At 72.2% G+C, this 17,433-nt stretch carries 13 protein-coding genes; 8 read left to right on the top strand and 5 right to left on the bottom strand.

Annotated elements, in window-relative coordinates; genetic code table 11:
• Nucleotides 1-74: 74 nt before the first annotated feature.
• Together JN22_RS11310 and JN22_RS11305 are read right to left on the bottom strand one after the other, a co-directional pair.
• On the bottom strand, nt 75-2,360 hold the full coding sequence (locus JN22_RS11310) for a tetratricopeptide repeat protein (protein WP_085554024.1): 2,286 nt from the start codon (nt 2,358-2,360) through the stop codon (nt 75-77).
• A gap of 12 nt (nt 2,361-2,372) precedes the next feature.
• A complete protein-coding gene (locus JN22_RS11305; RefSeq protein ID WP_085554023.1) occupies nt 2,373-5,879 on the bottom strand; it encodes a tetratricopeptide repeat protein in 3,507 nt (1,168 codons plus the stop codon).
• A gap of 130 nt (nt 5,880-6,009) precedes the next feature.
• Between JN22_RS11305 and JN22_RS11300 the strand changes: the two genes are divergently transcribed.
• Nucleotides 6,010-7,290: a methyltransferase gene (locus JN22_RS11300; protein ID WP_085554022.1), complete on the top strand. Its 1,281-nt coding sequence runs from the start codon at nt 6,010-6,012 to the stop codon at nt 7,288-7,290.
• Nucleotides 7,291-7,300: 10 nt separating this feature from the next.
• Here JN22_RS11300 and JN22_RS11295 read toward each other — a convergent pair whose 3' ends face one another.
• The gene (locus JN22_RS11295) at nt 7,301-8,836 is read right to left on the bottom strand and encodes a tetratricopeptide repeat protein (protein WP_143268259.1); all 1,536 of its coding nucleotides are present in this window, start codon (nt 8,834-8,836) and stop codon (nt 7,301-7,303) included.
• A gap of 200 nt (nt 8,837-9,036) precedes the next feature.
• On the opposite strand from JN22_RS11295, the gene JN22_RS11290 reads away from it, so the two are divergent.
• Both JN22_RS11290 and JN22_RS11285 read left to right on the top strand, forming a co-directional pair.
• Nucleotides 9,037-9,591, top strand: a complete 555-nt coding sequence (locus tag JN22_RS11290) for a flagellar protein FlaG (RefSeq protein WP_143268258.1) — start codon at nt 9,037-9,039, stop codon at nt 9,589-9,591.
• Between the two features lie 34 nt (nt 9,592-9,625).
• On the top strand, nt 9,626-9,829 hold the full coding sequence (locus tag JN22_RS11285; RefSeq protein ID WP_085554020.1) for a hypothetical protein: 204 nt from the start codon (nt 9,626-9,628) through the stop codon (nt 9,827-9,829).
• Nucleotides 9,830-9,913: 84 nt separating this feature from the next.
• Here the strand turns inward: JN22_RS11285 and JN22_RS11280 are convergent, their stop codons facing one another.
• Nucleotides 9,914-10,321 carry a flagellar basal body rod protein FlgC gene (locus JN22_RS11280; RefSeq protein ID WP_085554019.1) on the bottom strand — a complete coding sequence of 136 codons (408 nt, stop codon included), beginning with the start codon at nt 10,319-10,321 and terminating at the stop codon, nt 9,914-9,916.
• A gap of 125 nt (nt 10,322-10,446) precedes the next feature.
• Between JN22_RS11280 and cobS the strand changes: the two genes are divergently transcribed.
• The 3 genes from cobS (at nt 10,447) to JN22_RS11265 (ending at nt 12,466) form a co-directional block, all read left to right on the top strand.
• Complete coding sequence (cobS, locus tag JN22_RS11275; protein ID WP_085554018.1) at nt 10,447-11,280, top strand: adenosylcobinamide-GDP ribazoletransferase; 834 nt, start codon at nt 10,447-10,449, stop codon at nt 11,278-11,280.
• Entirely contained in the window at nt 11,277-11,876 is a 600-nt protein-coding gene (locus tag JN22_RS11270; protein WP_085554017.1) for a histidine phosphatase family protein, read from the top strand. The genes cobS and JN22_RS11270 overlap by 4 nt, the downstream gene beginning before the upstream one ends.
• 74 nt (nt 11,877-11,950) lie before the next feature.
• The gene (locus JN22_RS11265; protein WP_085554016.1) at nt 11,951-12,466 is read left to right on the top strand and encodes a pyridoxamine 5'-phosphate oxidase family protein; all 516 of its coding nucleotides are present in this window, start codon (nt 11,951-11,953) and stop codon (nt 12,464-12,466) included.
• A 29-nt stretch (nt 12,467-12,495) separates the two neighbouring features.
• Here the strand turns inward: JN22_RS11265 and JN22_RS11260 are convergent, their stop codons facing one another.
• Complete coding sequence (locus JN22_RS11260; RefSeq protein ID WP_085554015.1) at nt 12,496-15,210, bottom strand: O-linked N-acetylglucosamine transferase family protein; 2,715 nt, start codon at nt 15,208-15,210, stop codon at nt 12,496-12,498.
• Between the two features lie 201 nt (nt 15,211-15,411).
• Between JN22_RS11260 and cobT the strand changes: the two genes are divergently transcribed.
• Together cobT and JN22_RS11250 are read left to right on the top strand one after the other, a co-directional pair.
• Nucleotides 15,412-16,440, top strand: coding sequence for a nicotinate-nucleotide--dimethylbenzimidazole phosphoribosyltransferase (cobT, locus tag JN22_RS11255; RefSeq protein ID WP_085554014.1), 1,029 nt, complete (start codon nt 15,412-15,414; stop codon nt 16,438-16,440).
• A gap of 144 nt (nt 16,441-16,584) precedes the next feature.
• Nucleotides 16,585-17,430 carry a PP2C family protein-serine/threonine phosphatase gene (locus JN22_RS11250; protein WP_085554647.1) on the top strand — a complete coding sequence of 282 codons (846 nt, stop codon included), beginning with the start codon at nt 16,585-16,587 and terminating at the stop codon, nt 17,428-17,430.
• The last annotated feature ends 3 nt before the right edge of the window (nt 17,431-17,433 follow it).

Here is a 17,433-nt window from a genome sequence, read left to right as displayed (position 1 = left end):
AGTATGACGGGCCGGTGACATCAGTGTTGACCGATCCAGTCGGCCGAACAACCCTAATCTTGCGTCTTATGCGGTCAAACCATACAAAAAACTGCCTCGATCGATTGTGCGTGTGACGTTGCGTCGCACAAAGGAGAGGTTGCCATCTTTTCGCGCAACACCATGCGTATGGCTGCAAGGCGGTGCGGATCCTCAGCCAAGGACTTGGCCTTTGCGATATAATCCTCCTCGGAATGCGCCACCCAGCCGGGTTCCCCCAGGCTGTGCAGCAGCGACGCGGTCATTCGTCCGATGAAGCGTTCGCCGGCCAGCGTCACCACCGGAACCCCCATCGACAGCGCATCGAAGCTGGTCAGACAGCCGCCATAGGGAAAGGGGTCGAGCGCGATGTCGACCCGCTCGTGCAGGCGCAGATGCTCCTCGTGGCTGGCGGCCGGCGGAACCAGAAGCAGCCGGTCGCCGCCGATGTCGTGCCGCGCGAAGGCGGCGGCCATGCGGACTCGCCCTTCCTCGCCGGCCAGTCCCGCGCCGCGCGACTTCAGCATCAGGCGAGATCCGGGCACCGCATGAAGCAGCGCCGACCACAGCGCGACGACCCGCTGGTTGACCTTGGCGTCGAGGTTGAAGGAGCCGAAGGTGACACGGCCCAGCGTGGCGCAGGGCGGTGCCGGCAGCCCCCCCGCGTCACGCCGGGCCGGCGGTTCGAACAGGAACATATGGGGCAGGCGCACCAGCCGCTCGGCAAAACGCTCCGTGCTGTCCGCAGGGTGGAGCACCGGGTCGGTCAGCCACACATCCATGGCGTCGACACCGGTGGCGTGCATTCCGTGATAGCTGACCTGGAGGGGCGCCGCCCGGCGGGTGAACAGCCCCATCCGCTGGCCGCTCGTGTGACCGATCAGGCAGACCAGGACATCGACGCCGTCGGCACGGACACGGTCGGCCAGTTCGTCGTCGCTCATCGCCCGCGTGTCGCACCAGCCGTCGGCAAACCCCCGCAGCCCGTCGAACGCCGGTGCGGCGAAAGGCAGGTTGCCGTAGACCAGCGGAACGACACGCGACCGGTCATGCGCCCGCAGCAGGGGGCCGACCTGATCGAGCAGCCGGTTTCCCGGATGCAGGTAGCCCGACACGTACCCCACGCGCAGCGGCCGTCCGCCGAGGGCGGGCCGGGGCAGAGCGGGCCGGGGGAGGGCAGGATCGCGCCGTGTCCGCCCGAAACGGTTCCGCCATTCGGCGATCTCGTCGGCCAGCGTCGCGTTGTCGAGGTCGGGCAGCAGGAGCAGGGTGGTCAGGCGGGTGCTGTGGACCCAGGGCTCGCCGCTGAGCCGGGTGGCCGCGCGCAGGCCGGTCATCGCTTCCGCGATGGCGCCCAGATTCTTGGACGCCAGGGCGCCGTTGTAATGCGCGGCGAAGGCCGCCGGGTCGAGAACCACGACGCGGCGGTAGGCCCGCCGCGCATCCTCGAAACGGCCGAGTTCGAACAGGGTCAGCGCCAGCGCGTCAGCGGCGTCAACGTCCATCGGATCGATGGCGAGCGCCTGTTCGTACGCGTCGAGTGCCGCCTCGGGCTGCCGGGCGGCGTTCCGGGCGCGGCCAAGGTCGAGCAGGGCGACGAACAGGTCACGCCGGGCGTCCTCGCGGTCGGGATGCAGGCGGGCGGCGGCGGAGAAGCCACGCACGGCCTCGTCATGCCGGCCGGCTCTACGCGCGATCACCGCCAGATTGTGCAGAACCTCGCTGTGGGCCGGCCGCAGCATCAGCGAGCGTCGATACCAGAGCGCGGCGTCCTCCGTCCTTCCCATCCCGTGCAGCAGCGTCCCCAGCCGCGCCGGCACGGCGCCGGCCTCCCGATCGAGTTCGGCGGAGCGGCGGAGCGCGGAAACCGCGGCGCCGGGCTGGCCGGCGCCCTCCAGGGCCAGCCCCCAATGGTAGAAGATCGCCGCCCCGCCGCCGCTCATCGCCGCCCGCCCGAACCCCCGGGCCGAGGCGGCCGGATCACCGCGCTCCCGCTCGGCGTGTCCCAGCCCGTCCTGCGCCTCGACCAGCGTCGGGTTCAGCGCGACGGCATGGCGGAAGCGGCGGATGGCTTCGCCCGGCCGGCCGAGCGCCCGCAGAACCTTGCCGTGGTTGACCCGCGGGTCGGCGGCGAGCGGAGCGGCGGCGGTCGCGCGCGTCAGCAGCCCGTCGGCCTCCTCCAGCCGTCCAAGCTGGGCGACCAGAAGCCCGCACAGGTGCAGGGCCTGCGCCTGCTCCGGATCGGCGTCGAGGATCCGGCGGTACAGCAGTTCCGCCTCGTCATAACGGCCGGTCTGGTGATGGTCGAAGGCGATGGCGAGGGCTTCGGCGATGGTCGCCATGGCAGCGGGACCTCAGGCGGATGGGAAGGGCAGGGACAGGGCGGCAAGCGCGCGGATGGCGCGGGTGACGGCGGCGGCCATGTCTTCGCCGGGTCTCGGCTGGATCAAACGCATGGACGGGAACCAGGGGCGCACGCCGCTGCCGAGCTGGGTCCAGTCCCTGCCGCCCAGCCGCCAGACCGGCACGCCGAGCGCCCCGGCCAGTTCGCCCGCCGACATCGCCGGCGAGATCACAAGGTCGAGCGCCGTCATCAGCGCAGCCACCCCCTCGAAATCATCCTTGAGGTCCAGGTCGTGCCATCGGTGCAGGCGGCGGCCGCCACGCTCGACGGCGGACAGCTCGGCGGTGCAGTCGCCATATTGCAGGTTGACCGCCACCACGCCCGGCAGATCGAGCAGCGCTTCCCAATCCTCAAGGGAGGTGTAGGCGCTCCGACGTTGCGCGGTGACGAGTTGGCTGCGCCAGCCGAGCCCGACCTTCAGCCCCGGCCCGAGCGCCGCCAGCCGCTCGCGCCAGAACGCCACCCGCGCCGGGTCGGCGGCCAGATAGGCGTCGCGTTGCGGGAAGGCGGCCAGCCGGTTGCGGAACAGCGCGGGCAGTCCGCCGGCCGCCACCTGAAGGTCGCAGTCCGGCGGTTCGACGGTTTCGCCACCATCGCGGCCAACGGTTTCCGCCCGCACCGACACCCAGGGAAAGGCGCGGGCGAACAGGCTGACCAGCCGCCGGTCGCACTCCAGCGTCACCGGGCCGTCCAACCCTTTCAACGCGTCGAAGCAGGAGGCGAACAGGATTTCGTCGCCGACCCCCTGTTCGCTCCACACCAGAAGACGGCGACCCTCCAGCGCCTCGCCGTGCCATTCGGGGCGCGGAATCCGGCGCGCGCGCTGGAGTTGGCGAGCGGAAAACCGCTTGCGATACCCCGCCCAGCCCGCCGTGATGTCGCCATTGGCAAGCGCCAGCAGCCCGAAATTCCAGGCGGCCAGCGCGAAATCCGGATCCAGGCGCAGCGCGCGCCTCAGATGAAGAGCCGTGTCCGCCGCCCGGCCGGTCAGGTTGGCGACGGTGGCGAGGTTGTTTTGGGTGTCCGGCGCCTCCGGCCGCAAAGCCACGGCGCGCCGGTAATGGATCGCGGCCTCGGCGTAGCAGCCCTCGGACTCGCAGGCATGGCCCAGGTTGGTGTGGGGAGCCGGGTTGTCCGGAACCAGCATGATGGAGCGGCGGTGCAGGGGTTTGGCGTCCGCCGGCCGGTTCGACCTTTGCAAACGCAAGCCGAGATGGGTGAGCGCCTCCGGGAAATCGGGGCGCAGCGCCAACGCGCGGGTGAAGGAGCGCAGGGCGGCGTCCGGCTGTCCCCTGGAGTCCTGCACCAGCCCCAGATGGTTCCAGGCGGCGGGAAAATCCGGCACCCGCCGCAACGCGTCGGCCATCAGCCCCTCGGCCTCCTCCGGCTGCCCGCATTGATGATGGATCAGACCCAGCAGATGCAGCGCGTCGGCGTGGCCGGGCTCGGCGTCGATCACCGCCTGGTAACCGGCCCGCGCCTCCTCCAGCCGGCCGGCCCGGTGCCGGTCGATGGCGTCCGAAAGCAGGGCGTTCGTGTCGGGCCGTGGCGTCCGCACGGCGTCCGCAGCGATTCCTCCCGCCGCGCGCAGCGCCCGCGCGATGGCGTCGAGCGCCTCTTGCAGCGTTTCGCCGGGTCGTGGCTGGAACAGCCGCATGGAAGGGAACCAGGGGCGGACGCCGCTGCCGAGCTGGGTCCAGTCCCTGCCGCCGAAGCGCCAGACCGGCACGCCGAGCGCCCCGGCCAGTTCGCCCGCCGACATCGCCGGCGAGATCACCAGATCGAGGTTGGCGGTGAGCGCCGCCGCCCCCTCGAAATCATTCTTGAGGTCCAGGTCGGACCAGCGGTGGATGCGCACCCCGAAGCGCGCCTCGGCGGCGTTCAGTTCGGCCGAGCACTCGCCATACTGAAGGTTGACGAACCGGATCCCCGGCACCGCGAGGATCGCCCCCCACTGGTCCAGCGACGTGTAGGCGCTACGCCGTTCCTCGGTGACGAGCTGGCTGCGCCAGGCGACCCCGACCCTCAGCCCCGGTCCCAGCCGCGCCAGCCGCTCGCGCCAGAGCGCCAGCCGCGCCGGATCGGGCACCAGCCAGGGGGCTTGCGGCCCGAAGCTCGGCAGGGAATTCCGCAGATGGAAGGGCAGGCTGCCGGCCGGCACCTGGAGGTCGAAATCGGGCGGCTCGATGGTTTCGGCCAGAGCCGCGGTGCAACTCTCCGCCCGCACGGTCGCCTTGGGAAAGGATCGGGTGAAGAGGGGGACCAACCGCGCGTCGCATTCGATGGTGACCGGGCCGCCACTCGCGGCCAGCAGGTCGGGGTAGCAGGAGGCGAAGAGGATCTCGTCGCCGACCCCCTGCTCCCGCCACACCAGCAGACGCCGGCCGCGCAAACCCTCTCCGCCCCAGAATGGCCGGTCGATGCGGCGGTGCGGACGCACCTCCCCGGCGGCGAAGCGCCGCTCGTAGCCCGCCCAGCCGCGCGGCAGGTCGCCGTGCAGCAGAGCCAGCCTCCCGAGATTGTAGGTCGCGGTGGCGAGATTCGGGTCCTGCGCCAGCGCCGCCTCGTAGCATTCCTCCGCCTCCTTGAAGCGGCCGAGGACCTGGAGCGCGTTGCCGAGGTTGTGGCGGGCCTCGGCGAAGTCCGGGCGCAGGTCCAGCGCCTTGCGGTGGCAGATTTCCGCCTGGTCGGGACGCCCCAGCCGTTTCAGCACGCTGCCCAGGTTGTTCAGGGCCGCGGGGTGGAGGGGGTTGCGCCTCAGCGCCTCGCGGTAGGCGATCTCCGCCCCCTCATGGGCTCCCTGCTGCTGGAGGATGGCCCCGAGATTGTAGTGGGCGTTGGCGTCGTCCGGATTCTGGGAAACGGCGACGCGGTGCTGGGCGGCCGCTTCGCCCAGACGTCCGGCGTCGGCCAGGGCATCGCCCAGGTTGGTGTGCGCCTCGGTCATGCCGGGGGCGAGCCGCACCGCGTGCGACAGCGCGGCGATGGCCTGGTCCAACCGGTGCAGCGCCCGCTCGCTGTTGCCCAGATTGTACCAGGCCTTGGCGTAGTCGGGCCGCAGCGCCAGCGCCGACGCGAACAGCCGCCGGGCCAAGCCGTGCCGGCCCAGCGCTGCCAGCGTGTTGCCGAGATTGTGACGGGCGGTGGCGCTCTGCGGGTTCAACAGGATCGCGTTGCGGTGGGCCTGGGCCGCCTCGTTGCGTCGGTCGGCGGCCGTCAGCGCGCTGCCCAGATTGTCCCAATAGTCGGCAACCCCCTTCTCGCGCTCCAACGCCTGTCCGATCAGTTCGACGGCGGTGGCCGGCTGGCCGGTCTGGAGCGCCAGGACACCCAGCAGATGCAGCGCGTCGGCATGCTGCGGGTCGGTGGTCAGGACGGCGCGGTATCCCTGCTCGGCCTCCATCAAGCGACCGGCCTGATGATGGGCCAGGGCCTGTGTCAGGATGCTGTCGCTCATCGCCCACCCGCTCCGCCTTGCCCCGGCGCCGTCCAACCGGCGCGCTCCCATCCAAAGGGAGTGCCATGATCGGGCCTGTGCGGTAAAGATGCCACCGATATCGTTCGGTTGCCCGTCCGGAGATGTGCCCATGGCCGCATCACGCCTGTCCCTGCGTGGAAAGAAGGAACGCGCCGGTGGCGCCGCCACGCCGGCGGCGCGCCTGTCGCGGAACGCCGACGCGCTGGCCGCCGCCGGCCGCCACGCCGAGGCCGAGGCGGCTTATCGCGCGGCTCTGGCCGCCGACCCGACGCAGGCCGGCACCCACAACAACCACGGCAACGCGCTGCGCGCGCTGGGCCGGACGGAGGAGGCGGTCGCCGCCTACCGCGCCGCGCTGGGACATGGGTTGGACATCGCGCTGGTGCATTACAATCTGGCGTCCGCCCTGCGGCAGGCCGGGCGGACGGCGGAGGCGGACCGCGCCTACCGCCGGGCGCTGGTCATGCAGCCGGACCATGCCGAGGCCTGGAACAACCACGCCAACCTGCTGCGCGACGAGGAACGGCTGGAGGCGGCGGCGGTCGGCTACCGGCGCGCCGTGACGCTGCGGCCGGACTGGAACGACGCCCACGACAATTTCGGCTCGGCCCTCTACCTGTTGCACGAGCGCGGGCGGGTGGAGGCGGCGGCGCGTCTGGCCGGGCTGTGGCGGCGCGAGCATCCCGGCAACGCGGTGGCCCGCCACATCGGGGCCGCCATCGCCGGCGAAGGGGCGGAACCGCGCGCCCCCGACGCCTATGTGCGCCAGACCTTCGACCTGTTCGCCGGGGAGTTCGACGAGAAGCTCGCCGAACTCGGCTATCGGGCGCCGGAGCTGCTGGCCCGCGCCGTCGCGGCGGACAGCACCTCCGGCAACGGCGCCTCCGGAGACGGCATGCTCGACGTGCTCGACGCCGGATGCGGCACCGGCCTGTGCGCGGCGGCGCTGCGTCCGCTTGCCCGCCGCCTGACCGGGGTCGACCTGTCCGGCGGCATGCTGGAGCGCGCCCGCGCGCGCGGCCTCTACGACCGCCTGGAGGAGGCCGAACTGGTCGCCTTTCTGGACACCAACCCCGCGGCCTTCGACCTGATCATGGCGGCGGATGTGCTGTGCTACTTCGGCGTTCTGGACGATGCGCTGTCCGCCGCGTCGGCGGCGCTGCGCCCCGGCGGCCGGCTCGCCTTCAGCGTGGAAGCGCTGGGGGATGGGGAGGAAGCGCCCCACCGCGTCGCCACCCATGGACGCTACGCCCACCGCGAGGCCTATGTCCGCGCCGCGCTGGCGGCGGCGGGGCTGGCGGTCGCGTCGCTCGGCCGCGACACGCTGCGCCTGGAGAGCGGCGTGCCGGTGGCCGGGCTGGTGGTTCTGGCCCGGAAACCGGACGTCTGACGCGGACCGCTCAGGCCTGACCGCCCCGGGAAGCGGTGGAGCCGTCGAAAGGCCCGTCGGCGCCGTCCGGAAAGGGCAGGCCGAGCCCGTCGTGGGTGCGGTCGTGGATCAGCGCGTGGTCCCGGATGGCCGGCCAGACGAACCGGCGCAGGAATCCCTGCTCCGGCCGCCGGCTGGTGTCGGCACGGGCGAACCGCTCCGCCAGACCGCGCAGTTCCGGCAGCAGGCCGGCGATCCCGCCCCACTGGCCGGCCGGGATCAGGTCGGTTTGCAGGACATGGGTGCGCATGATGTGGAAGGGCTGCTCCGACGCGATCCAGGCCTTGACCGCCGCCACCTCCCCGGGGCCGACCCGCGAGCCGCAGTCGCGGCAGAGGAAGCGGCGAACCGTCGGATCGTCCGAGGCGAAGAAGCGCCAGTAGGGACCGTTCCGCACCCCGCTGCCGGGCGCCATGGCGACCAGTTCGGCGCCGCTCGCGGCCAGTTCGGCAAGGATGGCGGCGGGCGTCGAGTCATCGTGGTAGACCCGGCAAACCCAGCCGGGATAGAGGACCGGAACCAACCTCGCGTTCTCGAGCGCCCCTTGCCTGTGCGGCGCGCTGCTTCCCCACAGGCCGAAGACCACGACGTCGCGGGTCCGGGCCTCGGCGGCGCGCGGTGCCGCTGGCAACTCCGGCAGGGCGGGAGCGTGCGCGACCGCCTGCCGGTTCTTCTCGCGCAGGGCGGCGCCGGCCCAGACGTTCGCCTCCGCCTCGCGGCCAAGGGCATAAAGGGCCGGAATCAGATTCTCCAGCGCATCGAGATGGGTCGGGTCGATGCGGACGGCGTGCGACAGGACCGCCACCGCCACGGCCAGCCGGCCGGTCTGGCCCAGGGCAATGCCCAGATTGAAGGTCGCCGACAGGAAATCCGGCACCAGCATCACCGCCCGGCGGTAGGGAGCCAGCGAATCCTCGCGCAGGCCGGCGGCGTAGAGCGCGTTTCCCAGCAGGAAGGCGAGGTCCGCGTCAAGCGGCGCCAGTTCGACCGCGCGGAACAGGAAGGGCAGGGCGAGAGACGCGCGGCCAGCCTCGATCAGCAGCCGGCCGCGCTCGTGCAGCGACGCCGCCAACCGCTCCCGCGCCGCCTCCAGATCCGGAGCCGCGCGCACGGCCCGGTCGAGCGCCGTGATGGCGCCGTCCCCGTCTCCCAAGCTCCGCAGCGCACTGGCGTGGTCGGTCCAGGCCTCGGCGAAGTCCGGCCGCAAGGCGAGGGCGTGGCGGTAGGCGTCGGCGGCCTCGCCCATCCGTTCCAGCCCGCGCAGCAGGTTGCCCCGGTTGGCGTGGATGTCCTCGGCTTCGGGGCGGAAGACCAGCGCCCGCGCGATCAAGGGCAGCCCCACCTCCCCCTGGCCGAGCTGCCCGGTCAGGACGCCCAGGAAATGCAGGGCGTCCGGCTGGTCGGGGTCCGCGTCCAGGATGCGGCTGTAGAGCTCCTGCGCTTCGCCGAAGCGACCGGCGATGTGGAGGTCGAGAGCGATCGTCAGGGCTTCGGTGATCGTGGCCATGCGAAAGCCTTAAGCACCCAAATGAATCCGCGCAAGCCCGCAGGCGGACCATCCGAATCAGGACGGAGGCGTTGCCCGCCGGAGGATGGCAATAGGCCTTTCGGCGCAACCCCGAATAAGGGTAAACGAACCCTTTACAGGCGCTCTTATCCGTCATACCTTAACAAACAGGTAATTCCTGACATCGGGTGACACGGGTCATGAACGTGGCGACCGCCACATCGACGGCTTCGGGGCCGTCTCCATTCATGATGGCCACCGGCGGCGGCACCGTCGGGAAAGCGGCCGAAGCCCTGATTCCCGACCCGATCGGCCAGGTTGCGGCCGGTCAGACCGGCAATTCCGGCACTGAGCCGTTGGTCAACCGCTTCCCGTCGATCGCGTTTTCCTATGATGTCGATGCGTCGCGCCTGGTCATGCTGTACCGGGATCCCGCGAACGGAAAGACCGTCTCGCAGATTCCGACCGAGGCCGCGCTGAAGCAGTACAAGGAGGCGCAGGAACAGGAAAGAACCGCCTCCCGCGCCGCGACGCTGCGGGTCACCGTCGGTGGTTCGGACAGCCGGGGGGGCGACGGCGTGTCCCAACGCGACGCCAACGCCAGAACGCCCATGACGACGCCTGCGACGGCGGGCGGTTCGGCACCGCCGTCTTCCTCTTCCGGCGCCGCCGTTTCCGTGGCACATTTCTCCCCGGCCACCACGCGCCCGGCCGCCGCATCGACCGGCGTCGCGCGTGTGAATGTGGTGATCTGATCCTTAGCCGGGTCACGCTTCGGGGACTTGCGCCATGAGCCTGGACATCGCCTCCTCCACCGCCGGTGCGGCCATCAGCCTGCGCCAAGCCCAGGGGCAGTTCGATTTCGGCCTGAAGGCGCTGGATCAGGCAGCCCAGCAGCAGACGGACGCCGTGACCACTTTGCTGGGGGGAACGGAAAGCGGCGGCGGAAACGTCACCGCCACGCGCGGCCAGAACCTGAACATCACGGTCTGACGCATCGCCTCCTACGCATCGCCTCGTCGGATGCCGTGCGGTCCGGCCGGGCGGCCTTCACCCCGGCTGGACCATGCGGCCGGCTCACACCTTCGAATCGAGAAGCGACTTCAGCATGTCGTCCTGTGTCCGGACGACGGCGATTCCGGCGCCATAGGCGCGGCTGGCGGCCATCTGGTTCACCCGCTCCCGCACCGGATCGACGTTCGGCGCCGCCACCATGCCGCGGGCGTCGGCGTAATCCGCCTCCGGGTCGTGTTCCTGGAGATAGGCAGGGGTGATCGGAGTGAAGGTTGCGCGCGTGCCGGGATTGGTGCCGCTCTGCGCGACCGCCAGCGCCTGATGGGCTTGCGGCTGCCCTTCCGGCACAGCGCCGGCAGCATCGGGAACGGCACCCTTGCTGCGCAGATTTGCGACGTTGGAGGCCGAAGCCTCGATCCGCCTGGTCTGGGCGGTCATTCCGCTGAGCGCGGTGCCGAGGGTGGCGACCATGGTTCACGGGGCCGTGGACTGTTGCACCGTCCGCATCCTACCATGGGACCGGTCCGGAGCGAAGCCGTCCCGCCCCGATCAGGAAGCGGTTGCGGTTGGCGCCCGTTGGGCGTAGTCGGACCGGCATGCCCGACACCGTTCCCCCACCTGTGCCCGGCCCCAGCACCGCCTCGCCCGGCGCTGCCCAGGACGCCGCCCTCGCCCTGTTGTTCCTGACCCGCGTTCCGCTTCCCTTGACCGGGCCGCTCGCGGATGGGGCGGCGGCCCGCGCCATGGGGTGGTTTCCGCTGGTCGGCGCCCTGGTCGGCGTGACGGGGGGGCTGGTCTTCGCCGTCGCCACGCTCGCCCATCTCCCGCCGTTGACGGCGGCGCTGCTGGCCCTGGCGGCAACGGCGTGGCTGACCGGCGGATTGCACGAGGACGGGGCCGCCGACGTCGCCGACGGCTTTGGCGGCGGGCGCGACCGGGCGCGCAAGCTGGAAATCATGCGTGACAGCCGGGTCGGCAGCTATGGGGTGCTGGCGCTGGTGTTCTCGGTGGCCATCCGAGCCTCGGCGCTGGCCGCCCTTGCCGGACCGATCGGATCCGACGTCGGGACTGCGATTGGGAACGCCATCGCGGCGCTGGTCGCGGCCGGCGCCCTGTCGCGGGCCGGGATGGCGGCCGTCGCCCGCCGTCTGCCGCCGGCCCGCAGCGACGGCCTCGCGGCGGCGCAGGGCCGGCCCACGGCCGCGACCGCCGCGCTGGCCCTGGCGCTGGGCGGTCTGGCCGCCGTGGCGGTGCTGGGTTGGATGGCTCCGGCCGCGATCCTGGCGGCGGCCGGAGCCGGATGGCTGGTCGCGGAACTGGCCCGGCGCCAGATCGGCGGGCACACCGGCGACGTGTTCGGGGCGATCCAGCAGGTGGGCGAAGCCGCCGTGCTGCTGACCGTCGCGGCCTGGGTGGCGGCCGGGGCATGAGCGTCACCCGCTGGTGGCTGATCCGCCACGCCCCCGTCCCCAACCCGCAAGGGGCAATCTGCGGGAGCAGCGACCTGCCCGCCGACACCGGCGACCGGACCAGCGCGGCGGCGCTCGTGGCGATCCTGCCCGCGCGGGCGATCTGGCTGACCAGCCCCCTGCGGCGGTCGCGGCAGACCGCGCTGGCCTTGCGCCCGGATCTCCAGGCCCACGCGGACCCGGCGCTTGCCGAGCAGGATTTCGGCCGTTGGGAGGGGCTGTCGCACGCGGAGGTCGCTGCCCGCCACCCTGGGGAGGCCGCAAGATTCTGGACGGACCCTGCCGGCAACGCGCCGCCCGGCGGCGAGAGCTTCGCGGCGGTGATGGGGCGGGTGGCCGGGTGTCTGGAGCGCTGGACCGCCGCCCATTCCGGGTGCGACCTGATCGCGGTGATCCATGGCGGTTCGATCCGCGCGGCGGTGGCGCTGGCGCTGGATCTGACGCCCCAGGCGGCGCTGCGGCTGCGGGTCGATCACTGGTCGCTGACGCGGCTGGATCACCACGCGGCGGCGGGCGGCGGCTCCTGGTCGGTCGGCGGGGTGAACACCGTGCCTTGAACGCCGGGCCCGGAACCTTTCCGCGGGAGCGGCGTTGACGGAACTCTGTTGGGCTACCGAACGAGAGGCAGAGCATGGTCACCACCCGCACCGGCACCGACCGCGAGGCCGCCGAGAAGCTCTGGAGCATGATCAAGGGCATCCGCGTCACCATGATGACGACGCTCGACGACAACGGCCGGCTGAATTCCCGTCCGATGGCGACCCTGTCCCACGGCGGTTTCGAGGACGGGACCCTGTGGTTCTTCACCCGCGCCGATTCCGAGAAGGTGTCCGAACTCGACCGCCACTGGCGCGTCAACCTCGCCTACGCCGACCCTGACAAGGAGGACTACGTCTCGCTGTCCGGCATCGCCGAGGTGGTGCGCGACCGCGACAAGATCCGCTTCCTGTGGCGCGACATCCTGTCGACCTGGTTCCCGCAGGGGCCGGACGATCCCGAGATCGCCCTGCTGAAGGTCAGCGTCGACCAGGCCGAGTATTGGGACAGCCCGTCGAGCGCGATGGTCTACGCCTATGGCTATGTGAAGGCCAAGATCACCGGCGAGGCGCCCGATCCGGGCGAGAACGTCAAGATCGCCTTCCAGTAAGCCCGCAAGGGCTCAGGCCAGCAAGCCCTTCAGCCCGTGGCGTCGTGGCGGGCGCACCAGCGCCGCCACAACGCCCGGTAGACCCGTTCGAACTGCCGGGCCTTCAGCCGCCCGTCGAGGAAGGAGGCGGCCTCCATCCGGCCGCGCAGCCCCGCGCGCAGGTCCGACAGCCGCGCCGGATCGGCGGCGAGGTCCGTCGCGATGCGGACATAGCCGTCGGGATCGACCGCGATCAGATCGGGCAGACCGATGGCCGACAGCAGCGAGGCCGACCAGCGGCTCATCATGTTGCCGCCCGGCAGCGTCACCACCGGCACCCCCATCCACAGCGCCTCGAAGCTCGTGGTGGCGCCGCAGAAGGGAAAGGGGTCCAGCGCGATGTCGACGCCGTTGTAGAGCGCCAGATGATGCTGGCGCTCCTGCACGGCGGCTGGCGTCAGCAGGCGGGCGGGATCGACGCCGGCGGCCTCCACGATCCGCCGCGCCCGTTCCGCCAGCGCCGGGGCCGCATAGAGATTCTTGTATTTCAGGACCAGCCGGGAGCCCGGCACCGCCGCCAGCACCCGCGCCCACAGGGCCAGCACCTCGTCGGATTGCTTGGCCGGGTTGTTGAAGCTGCCGAAGGTCACGCCACCATGCGCGAGGTGTGGCGGCGGCACGACCGGCGGGGCGTCGGCGATCGGCGCGTAGGCGAACAGCGTCGGCAGGCGGATGGGACGCTCGGCGAAGCGTTCCGGGCCATGGCGCGGCGTCATCACCCGGTCGGTCAGGATGGCGTCGATCGCCGACAGGCCGCTGGTCGCCGCGTCGTAGAGGCTGATCTGGACCGGAGCGGGACGATGGGCGGCCACCAGCGGCCGGTTGGCGTCGAACCGGCCGGCGAGGATCACCAGCACGTCGATGCGGTCGGCCCGAATCCGCTCGGCGACCGTCCGATCGTCCAGCCCGCCGATGGAACGCCAATCCTGGACATGGGCGCGGAAGCGGTCCGTCACCGCGTCGGGCCGGGCGACGTCGGCGTAGGCGGTGACATGGACGCGCTCGCGGTCGTGGTTGGCGAGGATCGGCTCCAGGTTGCGGGCGACCGGATGTTCGCGGAAATCCGCCGACAGATAGCCGACGCGCAGCCGGCGCCCCGGATCGGGATCGCAGGCCGGCGGCTTGGCCTGGGCATAGAGGGGAAGGGCGTGCAGCGCCTCGAAGCGGCGGTGCTCGGCGTAGCGCATCGCCTCGCTCCAGCCGGGATCGTAGAGGATCGAGGACAGCAGGTTGCGGTGCGACGCCACGCTGGCCGGCTGGATCGCCAGGGCACGGCGGTAACCGGCCGTCGCCTCCGCGTAGCGGGCCGACGCTCGCACGAGGCTGGCGAGGCTGCACAGCGCGTCGACATGGATCGGGTCAAGCGCCAGCGTGTGGCGGTAACCGTCGGCGGCCTCGGCGATGCGTCCGAGTTCCTGAAGGTCGAGCGCCCGGTTGAACGCCGCGGCGCCGTCATCCGGGCGCAGGATGATCGCGCGGCGGTAGGCGGCGACGCCGTCGGACGCCCGCTCCAGCCTGCGCAGCGTGTGGCCGAGATTGTACCACGGCTCCGCCAGATGCGGTCGCAGGGCCAGCACCATCCGCAGCGGGCTCAGCGCCTCCGCCAAGCGGCCGGCGGCGATCCGCAGCAGGGCGAGGTTGACCCAGGGACGATGGTCGGTCGGAAGCAGCCGCGCGGTGCGGCGGTAGGCGGTCTCGGCGAGGTCGATGTCGGTGCCGGTGCCGGTGCCGGCCTCGGCCTGCGCGGCGGCGACGGCCAGCGCGAACTGCGCCTCCGCGTCGTCCGGCTCGGCGACCGACCAGCGCCGGAAGGCGGACACCGCGCCCGCCGCGTCGCCGGCCGCCAGCCGGCAGGTGCCGAGCGCGTTCCACAGCACGGGCTCCCCTTCGCCATGGCGGAGCGCCTCGGCAAAGGCGTCGGCCGCATCGCGCGGACGGCCCTGCCGGTGCAGCTCCTGCGCCAGCCCGCGCCAAGCCCCGGTCTGCGTCGGATCGATCCGCAGCGCGTGGCGGTAATGACGGGCCGCCACGTCGGTGTCGGCGGCCTCCTGGGCGTGGTTGGCGAGGTTGACGTGCGCGCCGGCCAGCGACGGATCGCCCAGCACCGCCAGCCGGAGCGAGGCGGCGCTCTCCCGGCTCCGGCCGAGCGCCGACTGCGCCAGCGACCGGTGGTACCAGGCGGCGCCGAAGCCCGGATCGGCGCGGCCGGCCTGGGCGAAGCTGTCGATGGCCTCCTCGACGCGTCCCAGCGCGCGGAGCGCCAGCCCCCGGTTGTTGGCCGCCGCCGCGTGCCGCGGATCGGCCTCCAGCGCCCGCCCGTAGGCGATGGCCGCGGCGTCGCGCCGCCCCAGCCGGTCGAGCACGACGCCCAGGTTGAACAGCGTGTCGGCGTGGCCGGGCGCGAGTTCCGCCGCCGCCGCGTAGGCGCCCGCCGCATCCTCGGTCCGCCCCAGCCGGTCGAGCGCCATGGCGTGGTGGCGGTGGTACTCGGCGATCCCCGCATTGTGGCGGATCGCCTGGCCGATCAGATCGGCGGCGGCCTCGAAGGCGCCGCACTGCGCCGCCAGCACCCCGAGCCGGTGCAGGACGGCAGGATTTTCGGGGTCGGCCTCCAGGATGCGCCGGTAGAGCGTCTCGGCCTCGGCGAGGCGGCCCGCCTGATGATGGTCGGTGGCGATGGCGAGCGCTTCGGCGATGGTAGCCATGGAGGGGCTTCCTTGCGGTCCGGCCGGTCGGGGCTGCCGGCGTCACGAGATACACGCAGACACGCGGGGATTGCACGGATTTTGTGCCCCGGCGTCCCCACGCGCCGCGCCGGAATTCGCCACAGGCGCTTTGACTCGGGCTCCGGATGGGTGCAAGGTCGCGCCGCTTTTTCCCAGCGCTGACCGTCAGGACGTCACCCCATGAGCAACCAGCAGCCCGCCGTCACCTTCGAGGAAATCCGCGCGCTCTTGCGCAATCTGCCGGGTCCGGATCTGGATGCCGGCACGGCGGCCTTGCAGCGCGAACGGCAGCTCACCAAGCCGGCCGGCGCCCTCGGGCGGCTGGAGGAGCTGGCGCAATGGGTCGCCACCTGGCAGGGCCAGCACCCGCCCGACATCCGTCGCCCGCGCGTCGCCGTCTTCGCCGGCAACCACGGGGTCGCCGCGCGCGGCGTGTCGGCCTATCCGGCGGCGGTGACGGCGCAGATGGTCGCCAACTTCCAGAATGGCGGCGCCGCCGTGAACCAGCTCTGCGAGACGGCCGACGCCGATCTGCGCGTCTACGAGCTGGATCTCGACAACCCGACCGCCGACTTCACCCAGGGTCCGGCCATGGGCGAGGAGGAATGCTGCCGCACCATGGCCTACGGCATGATGGCGGTGGAGATGGGTGTCCAGATTCTGGCGCTGGGCGAGATGGGCATCGGCAACTCGACCTCGGCGGCGGCGCTCTGCCTCGCGCTGTTCGGCGGCGAGGCGGCCGACTGGACCGGGCGCGGCACCGGCGTGGACGACGAGGGGCTGGCCCGCAAGGTCGCCGCGGTCGAGGCCGGCCTGGCGGCCAACCCGCAGGCCAAGGAGGATCCCCTGGAGGCCTTGCGCCGCCTCGGCGGCTACGAGCTGGCGGCGATCGCCGGCGCCATCCTGGCGGCGCGCGTGGCGCGGGTTCCGGTTCTGCTCGACGGCTTCGCCTGCACGGCGGCGGCGGCGGTCCTGTTCAAGGCCGACCGGCGCGCGCTCGACCATTGCGTCGTCGCCCACCGCTCGGTCGAGCCGGGCCACGGCCGTCTGCTGGAAGCGCTGGGCAAGGAGGCGCTCCTCGACCTCGGCATGCGGCTGGGCGAGGGGTCGGGGGCCGCTCTGGCGATCAACATCGTGAAGTCGGCCGTCGCCTGCCACGCGGGCATGGCGACCTTCGCCGACGCCGGGGTCAGCAACCGGGAGGGGTGAAACGGCGCGGCGACCGCGCGAAACACCACCAAACGCCGCTGTATCTTTGCCGGCCCATGGGCCATGATCGGCGGCGCGGGGCCGGCGCGCGATCCGAACAGGCGCGCGCCCTTCGCCGTTCCCGCTTCCGGAGCCGTGCCGCCGATGCCAGTCGCCACCTTCGCCCTCACCGCCACCGGACGGATCGCCGGACGGACCGACGTCGGTCGCGCCCGCGCGCGCAACGAGGACAGCCTGCACGTCGATCCGGCGGGGCGCTTCGCCATCGTGTGCGATGGGATGGGGGGCCACGCCGGCGGCGACGTCGCCAGCCGCAAGGCGGTCGAGGTCATCGCCGGCCTGCTGGAGGACGCCGCCTCCGCCCCACCATGCGATTTCGGCGGGGTGGAGAGTGACGGTCCGGACGGCGGCGACACGGTCAGGACGCTGCCGGAACCGGCTCGGGAAGAGGCTGCGATCCGCGGCGCTCTGGGCCTCGTGCGATCGGCGGTGCGGCGGGCCAACGCCCGCATCCATGCGCTCAACCGGCAACGCGGCTTCGCCGACGGGCGCGGCATGGGGACGACGGTCGTCGGCTGGTGGCTGGTGCCGGACAGCAACCGGATCGTCGCCTTCCACGCGGGGGACAGCCGGCTCTACCGGCTGCGCGGCGGCGAGTTGCAGCCCCTGACCCGCGATCACAGCCTCTACCAGCTCTGGCTCGACAATGGCGGAAACGGCACGGCTCCCCACCGCAACATCATCCTGCGCGCGCTGGGCACCGGCGAGGAGGTCGAACCGGAGGCGGCGGCGCACCCCCTGCTTCCCGACGATGTCCTGCTGCTCTGCTCCGACGGCCTGAACGGGATGCTGCCGGACACGCTGATCGCGCGCATCCTGCGGCAGGAGCCCGAGCCCGAACGGGCCTGCGCCGCCCTGGTCGACGCCGCCAACACGGCCGGCGGGCAGGACAACATCACCGTCGCCGTCGCCCGCTTTTCCGCGACCTGAGGC

Source organism: Azospirillum agricola, from assembly GCF_020005195.1.
Lineage (GTDB): Bacteria > Pseudomonadota > Alphaproteobacteria > Azospirillales > Azospirillaceae > Azospirillum > Azospirillum agricola.
This window is presented reverse-complemented; position numbering and strand designations above follow the sequence as displayed.

What these genes read in the sequence shown, in the direction of transcription:
- JN22_RS11310 (WP_085554024.1), bottom strand. Translation starts at nt 2,360, where the DNA reads ATGGCGACCATCGCCGAAGCCCTCGCCATCGCCTTCGACCATCACCAG.
- JN22_RS11305 (WP_085554023.1), bottom strand. Translation starts at nt 5,879, where the DNA reads ATGAGCGACAGCATCCTGACACAGGCCCTGGCCCATCATCAGGCCGGT.
- JN22_RS11300 (WP_085554022.1), top strand. Translation starts at nt 6,010, where the DNA reads ATGGCCGCATCACGCCTGTCCCTGCGTGGAAAGAAGGAACGCGCCGGT.
- JN22_RS11295 (WP_143268259.1), bottom strand. Translation starts at nt 8,836, where the DNA reads ATGGCCACGATCACCGAAGCCCTGACGATCGCTCTCGACCTCCACATC.
- JN22_RS11290 (WP_143268258.1), top strand. Translation starts at nt 9,037, where the DNA reads ATGAACGTGGCGACCGCCACATCGACGGCTTCGGGGCCGTCTCCATTC.
- JN22_RS11285 (WP_085554020.1), top strand. Translation starts at nt 9,626, where the DNA reads ATGAGCCTGGACATCGCCTCCTCCACCGCCGGTGCGGCCATCAGCCTG.
- JN22_RS11280 (WP_085554019.1), bottom strand. Translation starts at nt 10,321, where the DNA reads ATGGTCGCCACCCTCGGCACCGCGCTCAGCGGAATGACCGCCCAGACC.
- cobS (WP_085554018.1), top strand. Translation starts at nt 10,447, where the DNA reads ATGCCCGACACCGTTCCCCCACCTGTGCCCGGCCCCAGCACCGCCTCG.
- JN22_RS11270 (WP_085554017.1), top strand. Translation starts at nt 11,277, where the DNA reads ATGAGCGTCACCCGCTGGTGGCTGATCCGCCACGCCCCCGTCCCCAAC.
- JN22_RS11265 (WP_085554016.1), top strand. Translation starts at nt 11,951, where the DNA reads ATGGTCACCACCCGCACCGGCACCGACCGCGAGGCCGCCGAGAAGCTC.
- JN22_RS11260 (WP_085554015.1), bottom strand. Translation starts at nt 15,210, where the DNA reads ATGGCTACCATCGCCGAAGCGCTCGCCATCGCCACCGACCATCATCAG.
- cobT (WP_085554014.1), top strand. Translation starts at nt 15,412, where the DNA reads ATGAGCAACCAGCAGCCCGCCGTCACCTTCGAGGAAATCCGCGCGCTC.
- JN22_RS11250 (WP_085554647.1), top strand. Translation starts at nt 16,585, where the DNA reads ATGCCAGTCGCCACCTTCGCCCTCACCGCCACCGGACGGATCGCCGGA.